The organism is Mesorhizobium sp. P3_A2, assembly GCF_056403115.1.
In genome coordinates, this window is sequence record NZ_JBFUGC010000001.1 from 484,366 (window position 1) to 498,717 (window position 14,352).

Sequence of the window (14,352 nt, forward strand, 5' to 3'; positions counted from 1 at the left end):
AGGCTGCGGTTCCGACCCGTTTTTGGTGATTTATGGCTGAACCTCCGCTGAAAGGCGTCCGCGTCGTCGAACTCGCCCGCATCCTGGCCGGGCCATGGGCCGGACAGTTGCTGGCCGATCTCGGCGCCGACGTCATCAAGGTCGAGAGTCCCGACGGTGGGGACGACACCCGCAAATGGGGTCCGCCCTTCGTCATGAGCCATGACGGCGAGAACCTGTCGGCCGCCTATTACCATTCCTGCAATCGCGGCAAGCGCTCCATCGCCATCGACTTCTCGACGCCTGAGGGTGCTGAAACGATACGCCGGCTGGTCGCTACCTCGGATGTGCTGATCGAGAACTTCAAGCTCGGCGGGCTGAAAAAATACGGCCTCGATTACGAGAGCCTGCGCAAGATCAATCCAAAGCTCGTCTACTGTTCGATCACCGGCTTTGGCCAGGATGGGCCTTACGCACCCCGCGCGGGCTACGATTTCATCATCCAGGCCATGGCCGGCATGATGTCGATCACCGGCGAGGCCGGGCGCGAGCCGCAAAAGGCCGGCGTCGCCATTTCCGATATCTTCACCGGCCTCTATTCGGTGATCGCCATCCAGGCAGCGCTTCGCCATGCCGAAAAGACCGGCGAAGGCCAGCACGTCGACATGGCGCTGTTCGACACCCAGATTTCCGCACTCGGCAACCAGAACCTCAACTATCTCGTCTCCGGCAAATCGCCGGTGCAGATGGGCAATGCGCATATGAACATCGCGCCCTATGAGGTTGTACCGGTCAGGGATGGCCACATCATCCTCGCGGTCGGCAATGACGGCCAGTTCGGCAAATTCTGCGCCGCTGTCGGGCTCGACCATCTCGCAGCGGATCCCGATTTCGCCACCAACCCTGCCCGCGTCGCCAACCGGGTGAAATTGCGCGAGCATATGATCGAGACGCTGAAGAACTGGGATCGCGACCCGCTGCTGGCGAAACTCGAAGCGGCAAGCGTTCCGGCGAGCCCGATCAACAATATCGGCCAGATGTTTGCCGATCCGCAGACCATCGCGCGCGGCATGCGCCTCGACCTCGACGATGGCCACGGCAACCGTCTGCCCTCGGTGCGTGCGCCTATGGTGATGTCCGGCACGCCGCTGGTCTATGAACGCCCCTCGCCGCGCCTGGGCGAACACACTGACGAAATCCTTGCCGAACTGGAGAAGTCTGGGAAATGAAGACCGGCGGACAATTGATTGTCGACGCGCTCGAAGCCAACGGCACCGACCGCATCTTCTGCGTGCCGGGCGAATCCTATCTCGCCGTGCTCGACGCGCTGCATGACTCGCCGATCCGCACCATCGTCTGCCGCCAGGAAGGCGGCGCCGCCATGATGGCCGACTGCCAGGGGCGGCTGACCGGCAAGCCCGGCATCTGCTTCGTCACCCGCGGCCCCGGCGCCACCAATGCGTCCGCCGGCATTCACATCGCCATGCAAGATTCGGTGCCCGTCATCCTGTTCATCGGTCAGGTCGCCAGCCACGCCAAGGAGCGCGAGGCCTTCCAGGAAGTCGACTACAAGCGCTTCTTCGGCGACATCGCCAAATGGGTCGTCGAGATCGACGATGCCGCGCGCATCCCGGAATTCGTCACCCGCGCCTTCGCGGTGGCAATCTCAGGCCGCCCCGGTCCTGTCGTGATCTCGCTGCCCGAGGACATGCTGACCAGTCTGGTCGAAGCGCCCGCAGCCTTGCCGCACACGCCAGTCGAAACGCGGCCCGGCGAAGCCGAGCTCGACGCACTGGAGAAACTGCTCGGCAAGGCCAAGCGTCCTTTCGTCATCCTGGGCGGCACCCGCTGGGACGAGGAAGCGGTGGCACAGATGCGCACCATTGCCGAAGCCTGGTCGCTGCCGGTCGGCTGCTCCTTCCGCCGCCAGATGCTGTTCGATCATCTCCACCCGAACTATGCCGGCGATGTCGGCATCGGCATCAACCCGAAGCTGGCAACGGCGATCAAGCAGGCCGATCTGGTGCTGCTGATCGGCGGCCGCATGGGCGAGATGCCGTCCTCCGATTATACGCTGCTGAAGAGCCCCTACCCCGACCAGACGCTCGTCCATGTCCATGCCGATGCCGGCGAGCTTGGCCGTGTCTACCGGCCGACGCTGGCGATCAACGCTTCGCCATCGGCCTTCGTCGAGGGGTTCGCCAAGCGCAAACCTTCGGGATCGCCGGTTTGGGCGGATGAGACGCCAAAGCACCATGCAGCCTATCTCGACTGGTCGACGCCACCGGAAAGCGGCCCCGGCCCGGTCCAGATGGGCCCGATCATGAATTACCTGGAAAAGGTGCTGCCCGACGACGCTATCCTGACCAACGGCGCCGGCAACTACGCCACCTGGGTGCATCGCTTCCACCGCTTCCGCCGCTTTGCCACGCAAGGCGCTCCCACCTCCGGTTCGATGGGCTACGGCACGCCTGCCGCGGTCGCCGCCAAGGCGCTGCACCCGGACCGCACCGTGATCGCCTTTGCCGGCGACGGCTGCTTCCTGATGAACGGGCAGGAATTCGCCACCGCCGTCCAGTATGACCTGCCGATCATCGTCATCGTCGTCAACAACGGCATCTACGGCACCATCCGCATGCATCAGGAGCGTGACTATCCGGGCCGCGTCGTCGCCACCGACCTGAAGAATCCGGACTTTGCCGCCCTTGCCCGCGCCTATGGCGGCCACGGCGAAACGGTCGAGAAGACGGCCGATTTCGCCCCCGCCTTCGAGCGCGCCCGGGCCAGCGGCAAGCCGGCGATCGTCGAGATCAGGCTCGATCCCGAGGCGATCACCCCGACCCGGACGATGACGCAGATCCGCGACAAGGCCTGATTGGCGAGGCAGTCGCTAAATCCGATCTCCCCCCTTGTGGGGAGGAGTGCTCCGCGCAGCGGACGGAAAGCCAATTGCTTGGCTTTCCGAACGACGAGCGGCCGGCAGGACAGAGGGTGGCGCTGTCCCGCCGACTTCCAAAGCAATCGCTATTCTGTCCGTCCCTACTTCGCCGCCTCGATCTGCCCGCGGATCTCGCCATCCTTGTTCGCGGCGGTGTGGACATTGACGTAATAGTTGCCGGCAGCCAGGTCGGCGGCCTGCGCGTCGGTTAGCTCCGCCGAACCCTTGATCGGGCTCTTGAGCTTGCCTTTGAACGGGATCACGGGCGCTGCACTCGCGCCCATCGCTGCCGGGCCGTGAATGTGCGCGGCGGTCGCCGGGCCGCTGAGGCCGGAATATTTGACGTTCCAGCTGAGCTTCTTCTTGGTGGTGTCGAACGTCAAGGTAGCAGTGCCTTTGCCCTTGGTGGTGACGGGCGGGCTCTGCTGGCTGCCGTCGAGCGTCGCCTTGTACTTCACCACCTCCGCCATGGCCGGCGACGCGAGAAGGAAGGCGGTCGAAACGGCCAGTGCCGAAAGCACCGGCAGGAAAGAGTGTGTGCGCATAAAGAACCTCCGATTGCGTGTCACATGCTTCGCGGCTCCCCGGCGCGCGCATGCCTCAACCGGAACGTCTGAACGACGCAATGTTTCCCGACGCACGGTTTTGTGACTGGGAAAACAAAAGGGGCGATCGCTCGCCCCCTTTTTCAGTTCCAGAAGGGCTGCCGTCAGACGCCGGCCAGCGCCTGCGTCAGGTCGGCGATCAGATCGTCCGGATGCTCGACGCCGATCGACAGCCTGACCGTCGTCTCCAGCACACCGATGCGCTGGCGCACGTCGAAGGGAATGCCGGAATGGGTCATCGCCGCCGGGTGGCTGGCAAGCGATTCCGTGCCACCGAGGCTCACCGCGAGCTTGAAGATCTGCAGCCCGTTGAGGAAAGCCAAGGCCGCCTTCTCCCCGCCTTTGATATCGAACGAGAAGGTCGAGCCGGCGCCGCTGCACTGCGCCTTGTAGGCGCGGCCCGCGGCCGTATCCTCGCCGAGGAACGGCAGATAATGCACCTTCTCGACCTTGGCATGATCGCGCAGGAATTCAGCCACGAGCCGCGCATTGTCGTTGGCCCGCTCCATGCGGATCGACAGCGTTTCCAGCGAACGGCCGAGCATCCAGCAGGAATGCGGGTCGAGCTGCGTGCCAATGGCGCCGCGCAGCGCCTTGATCGGCTTGGTCACCGCCTTGCTGCCCATGGCCGCACCGGCGATCAGGTCGGAATGGCCGCCGACATATTTGGTCAGTGAATAGACCGAGACATCGGCGCCGTGTTCGATCGGCCGCTGGAACACCGGGCCGAGCAGCGTGTTGTCGCAGACGATGATCGGCGTTGTTCCTTGCTTGGAGCCAATTTCGTCGGCGATCTTCCGGGTCAGCGCGATGTCGACCAGGCTGTTGGTTGGGTTGGACGGCGTCTCGATCAGGATGACCGAGACGCGGCCCTTCGCAACTGCCGCGTCTGCAGCCGCCCGCACCGCCGTCTCGTCGACGCCATCGGCAAAACCGACAGCGCCGATGCCGAAACCGGACAGCGTGCGCGTCAAAAGCGTCTCGGTGCCGCCGTAAAGCGGTTGCGAATGCAGGATGACATCGCCCGGGCGGGCATAGGCGAGCAGCGTGGTCGCGATCGCCGACATACCCGACGAAAACAGGATGCAGGCATCCGTTCCCTCATAGACCGCCAGCCGGTCCTCGACGATCTCTGAGTTGGGATGGTTGAAGCGCGAATAGACCAGGCCCGACGCCGTGCCGCTTGGCGGCTCCTTGCGACCGGAGGTGTAGTCGAAGAAGTCACGTCCCTCTTCGGCCGACTTGAACACGAAGGTCGAGGTCAAAAACACCGGCGGCTTTACAGCGCCCTCCGACAGTTGCGGATCGAAGCCATAGCTCAACATCAGCGTCTCGGGGTGGAGCTTGTGGTTGCCGATATGGGTTTTCGACGGGCGTGGCGCGGTCATGGCTTTTCCTGCATTTGGAGGAGTCTCGCGCGGCAATTTATGCGATCTCCTTCACGCAGTCCTTGCTATTTTCGGCCTCGCATGGCTGTATTCCAGCAACAAACTGCCAGGAGCGAGCAAAATTGCAGCAGAAGATAGCCGACGATTTCGACCTTAAAATCCTGCGCGAATTGCAGGCCGACGCCCGCATCACCAACAATGAGCTGGCCGAACGCATCGGCCTGTCGCCGTCACCTTGCCTGCGGCGGGTGCGGCGGCTGGAGGAAGCCGGCACCATCAGGGGCTACACCACGCTGGTCGATCCGGCCGCCTTCGGCTGGAGCATGGTCGCCATCGCCACCGTCAGGCTCAGCCGGCAGAACGAGGACGAGATTGTCATGTTCGAGGAGGCGATCCGCGGTTGGGAAGAGGTGCTGGAATGCCACCTCGTCACCGGGTCGCGCGACTATGTGCTGAAGGTGGTGACCGGCAGCCTCGACCAGTACGAGCGCTTCATCAAGGAAAAGATCGCGCGGCTGAAATGCGTCGCCTCGATCGAGACCAGCTTCGTCATGAACACCATAAAGGAACGGCGCCTCTGAACCCGAGGCGCCGTTCTCACTATCGGACTATCACTACAGCCGGTCAGGCTTATTTGATAGCCTTGTCGGTGATGGCTGTGGTGTAAGCGCCGGTCGGCGCCTTGGTGATGATCTTCTGGTCGAGCAGCGCCTTGGCGGTGCGCTCGTAGGTCGCCGGATCGAGCTTGCCGTCGGCATTGTCGATCAGCTTGGCGATTTCGCTCATCATCCGCTTCTGGTGGTTCTCGTCCTGGCCCCCATTGTCCATGACGATACCAGCGGCTTCGTCATTGTTGTCGATGGCGTATTTCCAGCCCTTCATCGAAGCGCGCACGAAACGCACCATCTTGTCTTCGAAGGCAGGATCCTTGAGCTTGTCTTCCGAGGCATAGAGCCCGTCCTCGAGCAGGTCGTTGCCCATCGCCGAGTAGTTGAACACGGTGAGCTGTTCCGGCTTGTAGCCGGCGTCGATCAGCTGCCAGTACTCGTTATAGGTCATGACCGAGATGCAATCGGCCTGCTTCTGGATCAGCGGCTGCACGTCAAAGCTCTGCTTGAGAACCGTGACGCCGTCCGGGCCGCCTTCGGTCTTGAGGCCGAGCTTGTTCATCCAGGCGTAGAACGGATATTCGTTGCCGAAGAACCAGACGCCGAGCGTATGGCCCTTGAAATCGGCTTCGGTCTTGATCGGCCCGTCCTTCGGGCAGACCAGTTCCATGCCGGCCTTCTTGAACGGCTGGGCGATGTTGACCAGCGGCACGCCCTTTTCGCGCGCGGCCAGCGCCCCACCCATCCAGTCGACGATGACGTCGGCGCCGCCGCCGGCGATCACCTGTTCGGGCGCGATATCGGGACCGCCCGGCTTGATGTCGACGTCGAGACCTTCGGCCTCATAGAAACCCTTGGCCTTGGCGACGTAATAGCCGGCGAACTGGGCCTGCGTGACCCATTTCAGCTGCAAGGTCACCTTGTCGGCGGCCATGGCCTGGAACGCGGCCAGCGACATCGCGCCGGCCAGCAACGGAATGATCAGTCTTTTCATGTTTTTACCCTCTGAAGTTAACACCCAAAACCCACCGCCCTATCCACCACGGACAGAGGGATGCCAAAACGTGACGGCTCTCTCGACAAGAGCGACCACGCCATAAAAGACCGAACCCGCAAGGGCTGCAACTGCGATTTCGGCCCATACCATGTCGATGTTCATCCGCCCGACCTCGGTCGAGATGCGGAAGCCCATGCCGACGACCGGAGTGCCGAAGAATTCGGCGACGATGGCGCCGATCAGCGCCAGCGTCGAGTTGATCTTCAGCGCGTTGAAAATGAAAGGCGCCGCGGCCGGCAGCCGGAGCTTCAAGAGCGTCGGCCAGTAGCCCGACGCGTAGGTGCGCATCAGGTCGCGCTCCATATGGCCGGAGGCGGCAAGCCCCGCGACCGTATTCACCAACATCGGGAAGAAGGTCATGATGATGACCACCGCTGCCTTGGAAGGCCAGTCGAAGCCGAACCACATCACCATGATCGGTGCTACGCCGATGATCGGCAGCGCCGAGACCATATTGCCGATCGGCAGCAGGCCACGGCGCAGGAACGGCACGCGGTCGGCCGCGATGGCCACGAGGAACCCGGCGCCGCTGCCGACGACATAACCGAAGATCACCGCTTTGAAGATGGTCTGCCGCACGTCTGCGCCGAGCACCGGCAGGGAACTGGCGATGCGCGCGCCGATGGCGCTCGGCGGCGGCAAAAGGATGAAGGGAATGCCGGCGCCGCGCGTCACCGCTTCCCAGATGATCAGGATCCAAGCGCCGAAGATCGCCGGGATGATCAGCCGCAACGCCATCCGGGCTCCTTTCGCCATCGGGCGAAGCCCTGACAGCACCGCCACGCAGCGCCAGGCCAGCAGCCAGGCAGCCGTGAGAAGCAGGAAATACGGCGCCAATGCCGTGCCTTCGAAACCTGTAATGCCCGAGATCAACATCCAGGCGACGAGGTGAGCGCCGATGAACAGCACCACGGCTTCGGCCAGCGACGAAATCCTGAGCATGGAGATCAGACCCGCCAGAACAGCCAGGCCGATCATCGGGGTCTTTATTCCGAAATAGGCGTAGTCGAAACTGGCGGCCGGGTCCGCCAGTGCAGCCGCTTCCGGCTTCGACATCGCGCCGAGCGCCAGAGCGACAAGACACAGCGCGGTGGCCAGCAGCGCTTGCCAGGATGGCTTCAGCCAGTTCATGCCGGCCTCCCGCCCATGGCGCGGTCGACGAGGCGCCCGGCTATGCCGACCACCATGACCAGCAGCGCCGCCACTACCGAGCCGGCAACCAGAGTCGACCAGATGTCGATGGACTGGCTGTAATAGGCGCCAGCGAGCAGTTTGGCGCCGATGCCGGCCACCGCACCGGTCGGCAATTCGCCGACAATGGCGCCGACCAGACTCGCCGCCACCGCCACCTTCATCGAGGTGAACAGGAACGGCACCGAGGCCGGCACGCGCAGCTTCCAGAAGGTCTGCGAGGCGCTGGCATTGTAAGTGTGCATCAGGTCGAGATGCATGATCTCGGGTGAACGCAGGCCTTTCACCATGCCCACCGTCACCGGGAAGAACGACAGATAGGTCGAAATCATCGCCTTCGGGATGAGACCAGTCACGCCAATCGCCGCCAGAACGACAATGATCATCGGCGCGACCGCCAGGATGGGAATCGTCTGCGAGGCGATGATCCACGGCATCAGGCTGCGGTCGAGCGTCGCCACGTGAACGATGCCGACAGCGATGATGATGCCGAGCGCGGTGCCGAAGGCAAAGCCGAGCAGCGTCGACGACAGCGTCACCCAGGCATTGTAGACAAGGCTGCGGGTCGAGGTGATCGGCCGCAGAAACGTGTTCTCGAAGAAATTCACCGCCACCTGATGCGGCGCCGGCAGCGTCGGCTTGGGCTGCGACAGCGTCTTGCCGATGAATTCGACGGTGCCGGAGGTTTCGTTGGCGCGGCGGTCGAGATCGCGTTGGAACGGCGCGTTGAGGATGACGGCAAAGATGTACCAGAGCACGACCACGCCCAGGAGGATCGAGGTGACGGGGACGAGTTTGTCGCGGAAGGTGTCCATCAGCGCTCCCCTTCTCCTCTCCCCACCGGGGAGAGGGTGGCCGGAGCGAAGCGAAGGTCGACCGCCTTAGCGTTCGTCATCCTAGGGATGCGTGGGTGCGAAGCAGCAACCGCAAGGGGAGCGGCCAACCACGCCTTCGTCATCCTAGGGCGGAGCGACGCGAAGCGTCGCGCAGACCCTAGGATCCATTCCGTGACGTGGGCCGAGAGATATAACCGGTCGAGAATGTTCGCCTTCGAGCGCACTGCGTAGGGTGCATCGTTCTGCACCGCTGCGGAGCGTCGAAGTAACGGCATGGATCCTAGGGTCTGCGCCGCGTCGCTTCGCTCCTTGCTTCGCCCTAGGATGACGAAGGCATGGGTGGTCCCTCGCTTATCAGCCCCCTCAATCATCATAGCTGTGCCCTGCCCTCAGGCCATCACGCACCCGGGCTGCAATCGCCAAAAACTCCGGCGTCTCGCGGATATCCAACGGCCGCTCCTTCGGCAGCGTCGATTCGATGATGTCGGTGACCCGGCCAGGGCGCGGCGACATGACGACGATGCGCGTCGACAGATACACCGCCTCGGGAATGGAATGGGTGACGAAGCAGATCGTCTTGTTGGTCCGCGCCCACAGTTCCAAAAGCTGTTCGTTGAGGTGGTCGCGCACGATCTCGTCCAGCGCGCCGAACGGCTCGTCCATCAGCAACAGATCGGCGTCGAAGGCGAGCGCGCGGGCGATCGAGGCACGCTGCTGCATGCCGCCGGAAAGCTGCCAGGGGTATTTCTTCTCGAATCCTGAGAGGTTGACGAGTTCCATCGTGCGCTTGATGCGCTCGGCCTGCTCGGCCCTGGACAGGCCGATGATCTCCAACGGCAGCGCCACATTGCGCTCGATGGTACGCCACGGGAAAAGGGCGGCCGCCTGGAAGACATAGCCATAGGCGCGTTTCTCGCGCGCCTGTTCCGGCGTCATGCCGTTGACCGAGATCGTGCCCGACGTCGGCTTCTCCAAATCGGCGATGACGCGCAGCAAAGTGGTCTTGCCGCAGCCGGACGGGCCGATGAAGGAGACGAACTCGCCCTTGCCGATGGTGAGGTCGACATTGGAGAGCGCCTCTACTGGACCGTCATTGGTCTGGAAGGTGAGGCCAAGTTTGCTTGCCGAAACGACGGCTGGCGAGGTTCCCGTCATTGGCCGCAGCCTGCCTTTCGCAGCCGCTGCCGCGCAGGATGAAACGCCGTTGCATTTGCGTTGATGTTGTTTTCCACTCGTCCAATCCCACTCAACCGACGCCCGGAGCCTTGCCGATGTCGCCCAAACCCACCTGTCACCTTATCCGTCCTGAAAGCACTTATGAAGGCAAGCAGGGATTGACCTATTTTGCCGGCATCGCCACGGAGTCGGTCGGTTCCTCCGGCATCTGCATGCACGTGCTCACCATGCCGCCCGGCGCCCGCGCCAAGGCGCATCTGCACGAAAACCATGAAACGGCGATTTATGTTCTCTCCGGCGAGGTCCACACTTGGTATGGCGACAGGCTGGAGCATCACATCGTCGTCAAGGCCGGCGACCTCTTCTACATCCCCGCCGGCGTGCCGCATCTGCCGGCCAATCTGAGCAACGCCCCGTCCTCGGCCGTCATCGCCCGCACCGATCCCAACGAACAGGAAAGCGTCGTCCTGCTGCCGGAACTGGACGCGCTGGTCGCCTGACGAGGGAGGCGTCACCGTCATTTGCACCGGGAGACTTCCCCCATGACGTTGCCGTCCTCATCGGCGATCGTCAGTTTCTTGGCGTTCTTGGCGCTGCGCTTGATGGTGAACTTGGTCGGCTCCGAGCCCTCTTCGCCTTCCGCCTCACAGGTTGCTGTCACCACCAGAGACCCATCAGCCTGCGCCTGTTTCTCCGTGAACGTGCAGGCGCTGGCGGCGGTGATCAATTCCTTGTCGGTCAAAAGCAGCATCTTGTCGGCGGCGACTTCCTGGCCGTTCCGATTGATGCAGCCATATTTGTCACCATAGGGCTTGGACAGATCAATGCCTGCAGCCGAGGCCTGCCCCGCAGTCAGAACGGCAAGCATCACAACGGACAGGCCAAAACCACGCATGCTCATTCCCCCAAACCCAAAATCATGAACAAGGCTGCAGCGGCCCCATCTCCTCAAGGCCGGGAATGGTCACGAAGAAACCACCCTCGCCCTTGTTGGTGACCACAACGGTTTCAGCCGTCGTCCCCGCCTCGCCCTCGGCGGAACAGGTTGAATCAAGCGATTGCGTACCCGGCGCCGAGGTCAATTGCCGCGCAAACCGGCAGCCGCTGCCATAGGTCTCGATACCTTCGGCAGTCAGCACGATATAGTCGTCGCCGTCCTGGTAACCGGCCTTTGCGACGACGCAGCCGGCATCGTTGCCCCAGGAGCCAACCAGTACGCTGGCCGCTTCTGCCGGACCGGCGATGACGGTCGCCACGACCAACGAGATGAGCGCTGCGAAGCTCCGCAACCTCAAACCCCTGTCGCCGGAATGCCGGTGCGTTCCACCTTGCGCGGCGCGGTGATGTCCTTCCAGGTCGACAGCGCCCGGTTGACCGCCGCGTTCGGCTCGCGGGCGACGAATTCGCCATGGCCGGGCTTGGCCTTGATCTCCGCTTCCTCGATCGAGAGTTCACCGCGCGAAAAGACGAAGCGCGGCAGGCCGGTCACTTCAAAACCTTCGAAGACATTGTAGTCGATCACCGACTGCTGCTTCTTCGACGTGATCTTCTTCTTGCGCTTCGGGTCCCAGACCACGATGTCGGCATCGGCGCCTTCGACGATGGCGCCCTTCTTCGGATACATGTTGAGGATCTTGGCGATGTTGGTCGAGGTCACGGCGACGAACTCGTTCATCGTCAGCCGGCCGGTGTTGACGCCGGTGGTCCACAGCACCGGCAAGCGGTCTTCGAGCCCGCCAGTGCCGTTCGGGATCTTGGTGAAATCGCCAACGCCGTTGCGCTTCTGCTTGGTGGTGAAGGCGCAGTGGTCGGTCGCCACCACTTGCAGCGAGCCGGCCTGCAGGCCTGCCCACAGCGAATCCTGGTGCAATTTGTTGCGGAAGGGCGGGCTCATGACACGGCGCGCCGCATGGTCCCAGTCCTTGTTGAAATACTCGCTCTCATCCAGCGTCAGATGCTGGATCAGCGGCTCGCCGAACACCCGCATGCCTTTCTGGCGCGCGCGGCGGATCGCTTCGTGCGCCTGCTCGCATGAGACATGCACGATATAGAGCGGCACGCCGGCCATGTCGGCGATCATGATGGCGCGGTTGGCCGCCTCGCCTTCCACCTCCGGCGGCCGCGAATAGGCATGTGCCTCCGGCCCGTTATTGCCGGCGGCCAAGAGCTTTTGCGACAGAGCGGCGACCACGTCACCATTTTCGGCATGCACCAGCGGCAGCGCGCCGAGATCGGCGCAGCGCTGGAACGACGCATACATCTCGTCGTCGTCCACCATCAGCGCACCCTTGTAGGCCATAAAATGCTTGAAGGAGGTGATGCCCTTGTCGACGACGGTCGCCATCTCGTCGAACACCTGCTTGCCCCACCAGGTGATCGCCATGTGGAAGGAGTAGTCGCAGGAAGCCTTCGAGGTCTTGTTGTCCCACATCTGCAAGGCTTCCAGCAGCGACTGCTGCGGCGCCGGCAAGCAGAAATCGACCACCATCGTCGTGCCGCCGGAGAGGGCCGCGCGGGTGCCGGATTCGAAATCGTCGGCCGAATAGGTCCCCATGAACGGCATTTCGAGATGGGTGTGCGGATCGATGCCGCCCGGCATGATGTAGCAGCCGGTGGCGTCGAACTCATGGTCGCCATGCAGGTTGGAGCCGATGGCGACGATCTTGCCGTGCTGCATCAGCACATCGGCCTTCCAGGTGCGGTCGGCAGTGACGATGGTGCCGTTTCGGATGACTTTGGTCATTTTCGTGTTCCCTTGTTCTTGTCGCGCTTCTTTGTGAGCGTCGTTTGAACCCAGATTTTTAGTTCACGCCACGATCCCCGCGGTCTCCACCACCGCGTGGAACAGCACATCGGCGCCGGCGCCGGCCCATTCCTTGGTGATTTCCTCGGCCTCGTTGTGTGACAACCCGTCAACGCAGGGACACATCACCATGGCGGTCGGCGCAACGCGGTTGATCCAGCAGGCATCGTGGCCGGCGCCGGAGACGATATTGCGGTGCGAATAGCCGAGCCGATCGGCGGCGTCGCGGATTGCCTTGACGCAACCGGCGTCGAAGGTCACCGGGTCGAAAGCGCCGACCTGCTCGACCTTGTACTGGATGTCGAGCGCCTCGCAGATCGTTTCGATGCCTTCGCGGATCCGGCCGTCCATCGCGTCCAGCACTTCCTTCTCGGGCGAGCGAATGTCGATGGTGAAGACGGTGCGGCCGGCGATGATGTTTCGCGAATTGGGAAACACTTCCATATGGCCGACGGCGCCGACGGCGTCGGGCTGGTAGTCCATGGCGATCTCGTGCACCAGCTCGATCACCCGGGCCATGCCGAGCCCGGCATTGCGGCGCTTGGGCATCGGCGTCGAGCCAGTATGCGCCTCCTTGCCGGTCAGCGTCACCTGCAGCCATTTCAGCCCCTGGCCATGGGTGACGACGCCGATATCGATGCCTTCATCCTCGAGGATCGGCCCCTGCTCGATATGCAGTTCGAAGAAGGCGTGGATCTTGCGATCACCGACCTTCTCGGTGCCCTTCCAGCCGATGCGCTCCAGCTCCTCGCCGAATTTTTTTCCCTGTTTATCGGTGTGCTGATACACGTCCGCCTGCTCCAGCACGCCGGCGAACACGCCGGACGCCATCATCGCCGGGGCAAAGCGCGAGCCTTCCTCGTTGGTCCAGTTGGTGACGACGATCGGATGCCTGGTGGTGATGCCGAGGTCGTTGAGCGAGCGGATGATCTCCAGCCCGCCGAGCACGCCAAGCACGCCGTCATATTTGCCGCCGGTCGGCTGCGTATCGAGATGGCTGCCGACATAGACCGGCGGCAGGCTGGGATCGGCGCCTTCCCGGCGCGCAAACATGGTGCCCATTTCATCGAGGCCCATTTCGAGTCCGGCCGCCTCGCACCAGCGCTTGAACAGATGCCGGCCTTCGCCGTCCTCGTCGGTCACGGTCTGGCGATTGTTGCCGCCGGCAATGCCGGGGCCGATCTTCGCCATCTCCATGATGGAATCCCACAAACGGTCTGAATTGATTCGCAGATTCTCGCCTGGGGCGGCCATTCAAAGTCTCTCCAATTGCACAGCGTCCCCCTCCCCCTCGAGGGGAGGGTGGCCGCGAAGCGGTCGGGTGGGGTCGCCCGCGACGCGCGCGACCTTCTCTTTGACCACCTGCGCCACATGCCAAGCGCTGTTTATGACATCGGGTTCGTCAACGCGAAAGATATCGTACCCGAGCGACCGCAGGTAATTATCGCGGACAGCGTCGTGCCGCTTGCCCTTCTCGTGTTCGTGCATGTCGCCATCGACCTCAACGATCAGCTTCACAGCCAAGCAGGCAAAGTCGACGATGTACGGCCCGATAGGGCACTGGCGGCGAAACTTGATGCCGACCGATTTGAAATCGCGCAATTCATACCAGAGCAGATTTTCGCCCTTGGTCGCGTGAACTCGAAGCGCACGCCCTTTTTGACGCATTTCGAAGCTCACGCGAGTGCGGGGCATCAGGGGCAGCCTCGTAGCAAAAGATCAGGCCGGCACGCTGCACCGCGGACCTCACCCGGCCGCTTCGCGGCCACCC

Annotated in this window: 15 protein-coding genes; 4 read left to right on the plus strand and 11 right to left on the minus strand. The window is 63.0% G+C overall.

Annotated elements, in window-relative coordinates; all coding sequences use genetic code 11:
• Positions 1-32 precede the first annotated feature (32 nt).
• The gene (locus AC1DXM_RS02325) at positions 33-1,208 is read left to right on the plus strand and encodes a CaiB/BaiF CoA transferase family protein (protein WP_477231565.1); all 1,176 of its coding nucleotides are present in this window, start codon (positions 33-35) and stop codon (positions 1,206-1,208) included.
• Positions 1,205-2,854 (plus strand): thiamine pyrophosphate-binding protein, encoded by a 1,650-nt coding sequence (locus tag AC1DXM_RS02330; RefSeq protein WP_477231566.1) that lies wholly within the window; start codon positions 1,205-1,207, stop codon positions 2,852-2,854. The genes AC1DXM_RS02325 and AC1DXM_RS02330 overlap by 4 nt, the downstream gene beginning before the upstream one ends.
• A 164-nt stretch (positions 2,855-3,018) precedes the next feature.
• Here the strand turns inward: AC1DXM_RS02330 and AC1DXM_RS02335 are convergent, their stop codons facing one another.
• Both AC1DXM_RS02335 and AC1DXM_RS02340 read right to left on the minus strand, forming a co-directional pair.
• Positions 3,019-3,462, minus strand: a complete 444-nt coding sequence (locus tag AC1DXM_RS02335; RefSeq protein WP_477231567.1) for a CHRD domain-containing protein — start codon at positions 3,460-3,462, stop codon at positions 3,019-3,021.
• Between the two features lie 164 nt (positions 3,463-3,626).
• On the minus strand, positions 3,627-4,910 hold the full coding sequence (locus tag AC1DXM_RS02340) for a cystathionine gamma-synthase family protein (protein ID WP_477231568.1): 1,284 nt from the start codon (positions 4,908-4,910) through the stop codon (positions 3,627-3,629).
• A gap of 122 nt (positions 4,911-5,032) precedes the next feature.
• On the opposite strand from AC1DXM_RS02340, the gene AC1DXM_RS02345 reads away from it, so the two are divergent.
• Positions 5,033-5,491 (plus strand): Lrp/AsnC family transcriptional regulator, encoded by a 459-nt coding sequence (locus AC1DXM_RS02345; RefSeq protein WP_477231569.1) that lies wholly within the window; start codon positions 5,033-5,035, stop codon positions 5,489-5,491.
• A 49-nt stretch (positions 5,492-5,540) separates the two neighbouring features.
• On the opposite strand, the gene AC1DXM_RS02350 is transcribed toward AC1DXM_RS02345, so the two are convergent.
• The 4 genes from AC1DXM_RS02350 to AC1DXM_RS02365 form a co-directional block, all read right to left on the minus strand.
• Entirely contained in the window at positions 5,541-6,512 is a 972-nt protein-coding gene (locus AC1DXM_RS02350; protein ID WP_192258496.1) for an ABC transporter substrate-binding protein, read from the minus strand.
• 39 nt (positions 6,513-6,551) lie between these two features.
• On the minus strand, positions 6,552-7,706 hold the full coding sequence (locus AC1DXM_RS02355) for an ABC transporter permease (protein ID WP_477231570.1): 1,155 nt from the start codon (positions 7,704-7,706) through the stop codon (positions 6,552-6,554).
• The gene (locus AC1DXM_RS02360) at positions 7,703-8,581 is read right to left on the minus strand and encodes an ABC transporter permease (protein ID WP_477231571.1); all 879 of its coding nucleotides are present in this window, start codon (positions 8,579-8,581) and stop codon (positions 7,703-7,705) included. The genes AC1DXM_RS02355 and AC1DXM_RS02360 overlap by 4 nt, the downstream gene beginning before the upstream one ends.
• A gap of 384 nt (positions 8,582-8,965) precedes the next feature.
• Positions 8,966-9,757, minus strand: a complete 792-nt coding sequence (locus AC1DXM_RS02365) for an ABC transporter ATP-binding protein (RefSeq protein ID WP_477231572.1) — start codon at positions 9,755-9,757, stop codon at positions 8,966-8,968.
• Positions 9,758-9,873: 116 nt separating this feature from the next.
• Between AC1DXM_RS02365 and AC1DXM_RS02370 the strand changes: the two genes are divergently transcribed.
• Positions 9,874-10,278, plus strand: a complete 405-nt coding sequence (locus AC1DXM_RS02370) for a cupin domain-containing protein (RefSeq protein ID WP_015317160.1) — start codon at positions 9,874-9,876, stop codon at positions 10,276-10,278.
• Positions 10,279-10,295: 17 nt separating this feature from the next.
• Here the strand turns inward: AC1DXM_RS02370 and AC1DXM_RS02375 are convergent, their stop codons facing one another.
• The 5 genes from AC1DXM_RS02375 to AC1DXM_RS02395 form a co-directional block, all read right to left on the minus strand.
• Positions 10,296-10,673, minus strand: a complete 378-nt coding sequence (locus tag AC1DXM_RS02375) for a hypothetical protein (RefSeq protein WP_477231573.1) — start codon at positions 10,671-10,673, stop codon at positions 10,296-10,298.
• Positions 10,674-10,695: 22 nt separating this feature from the next.
• Positions 10,696-11,067 carry a hypothetical protein gene (locus AC1DXM_RS02380; RefSeq protein WP_477231574.1) on the minus strand — a complete coding sequence of 124 codons (372 nt, stop codon included), beginning with the start codon at positions 11,065-11,067 and terminating at the stop codon, positions 10,696-10,698.
• Between the two features lie 2 nt (positions 11,068-11,069).
• Positions 11,070-12,521, minus strand: coding sequence for a dihydropyrimidinase (gene hydA / locus AC1DXM_RS02385; RefSeq protein ID WP_477231575.1), 1,452 nt, complete (start codon positions 12,519-12,521; stop codon positions 11,070-11,072).
• A gap of 63 nt (positions 12,522-12,584) precedes the next feature.
• Entirely contained in the window at positions 12,585-13,835 is a 1,251-nt protein-coding gene (locus tag AC1DXM_RS02390; protein WP_477231576.1) for a Zn-dependent hydrolase, read from the minus strand.
• The gene (locus AC1DXM_RS02395) at positions 13,836-14,276 is read right to left on the minus strand and encodes an endonuclease domain-containing protein (RefSeq protein WP_477231577.1); all 441 of its coding nucleotides are present in this window, start codon (positions 14,274-14,276) and stop codon (positions 13,836-13,838) included. It lies immediately after the preceding gene.
• Between the last annotated feature and the right edge of the window lie 76 nt (positions 14,277-14,352).

What these genes read in the sequence shown, in the direction of transcription:
- AC1DXM_RS02325 (WP_477231565.1), top strand. Translation starts at nt 33, where the DNA reads ATGGCTGAACCTCCGCTGAAAGGCGTCCGCGTCGTCGAACTCGCCCGC.
- AC1DXM_RS02330 (WP_477231566.1), top strand. Translation starts at nt 1,205, where the DNA reads ATGAAGACCGGCGGACAATTGATTGTCGACGCGCTCGAAGCCAACGGC.
- AC1DXM_RS02335 (WP_477231567.1), bottom strand. Translation starts at nt 3,462, where the DNA reads ATGCGCACACACTCTTTCCTGCCGGTGCTTTCGGCACTGGCCGTTTCG.
- AC1DXM_RS02340 (WP_477231568.1), bottom strand. Translation starts at nt 4,910, where the DNA reads ATGACCGCGCCACGCCCGTCGAAAACCCATATCGGCAACCACAAGCTC.
- AC1DXM_RS02350 (WP_192258496.1), bottom strand. Translation starts at nt 6,512, where the DNA reads ATGAAAAGACTGATCATTCCGTTGCTGGCCGGCGCGATGTCGCTGGCC.
- AC1DXM_RS02355 (WP_477231570.1), bottom strand. Translation starts at nt 7,706, where the DNA reads ATGAACTGGCTGAAGCCATCCTGGCAAGCGCTGCTGGCCACCGCGCTG.
- AC1DXM_RS02360 (WP_477231571.1), bottom strand. Translation starts at nt 8,581, where the DNA reads ATGGACACCTTCCGCGACAAACTCGTCCCCGTCACCTCGATCCTCCTG.
- AC1DXM_RS02365 (WP_477231572.1), bottom strand. Translation starts at nt 9,757, where the DNA reads ATGACGGGAACCTCGCCAGCCGTCGTTTCGGCAAGCAAACTTGGCCTC.
- AC1DXM_RS02370 (WP_015317160.1), top strand. Translation starts at nt 9,874, where the DNA reads ATGTCGCCCAAACCCACCTGTCACCTTATCCGTCCTGAAAGCACTTAT.
- AC1DXM_RS02375 (WP_477231573.1), bottom strand. Translation starts at nt 10,673, where the DNA reads ATGCGTGGTTTTGGCCTGTCCGTTGTGATGCTTGCCGTTCTGACTGCG.
- hydA (WP_477231575.1), bottom strand. Translation starts at nt 12,521, where the DNA reads ATGACCAAAGTCATCCGAAACGGCACCATCGTCACTGCCGACCGCACC.
- AC1DXM_RS02390 (WP_477231576.1), bottom strand. Translation starts at nt 13,835, where the DNA reads ATGGCCGCCCCAGGCGAGAATCTGCGAATCAATTCAGACCGTTTGTGG.
- AC1DXM_RS02395 (WP_477231577.1), bottom strand. Translation starts at nt 14,276, where the DNA reads ATGCCCCGCACTCGCGTGAGCTTCGAAATGCGTCAAAAAGGGCGTGCG.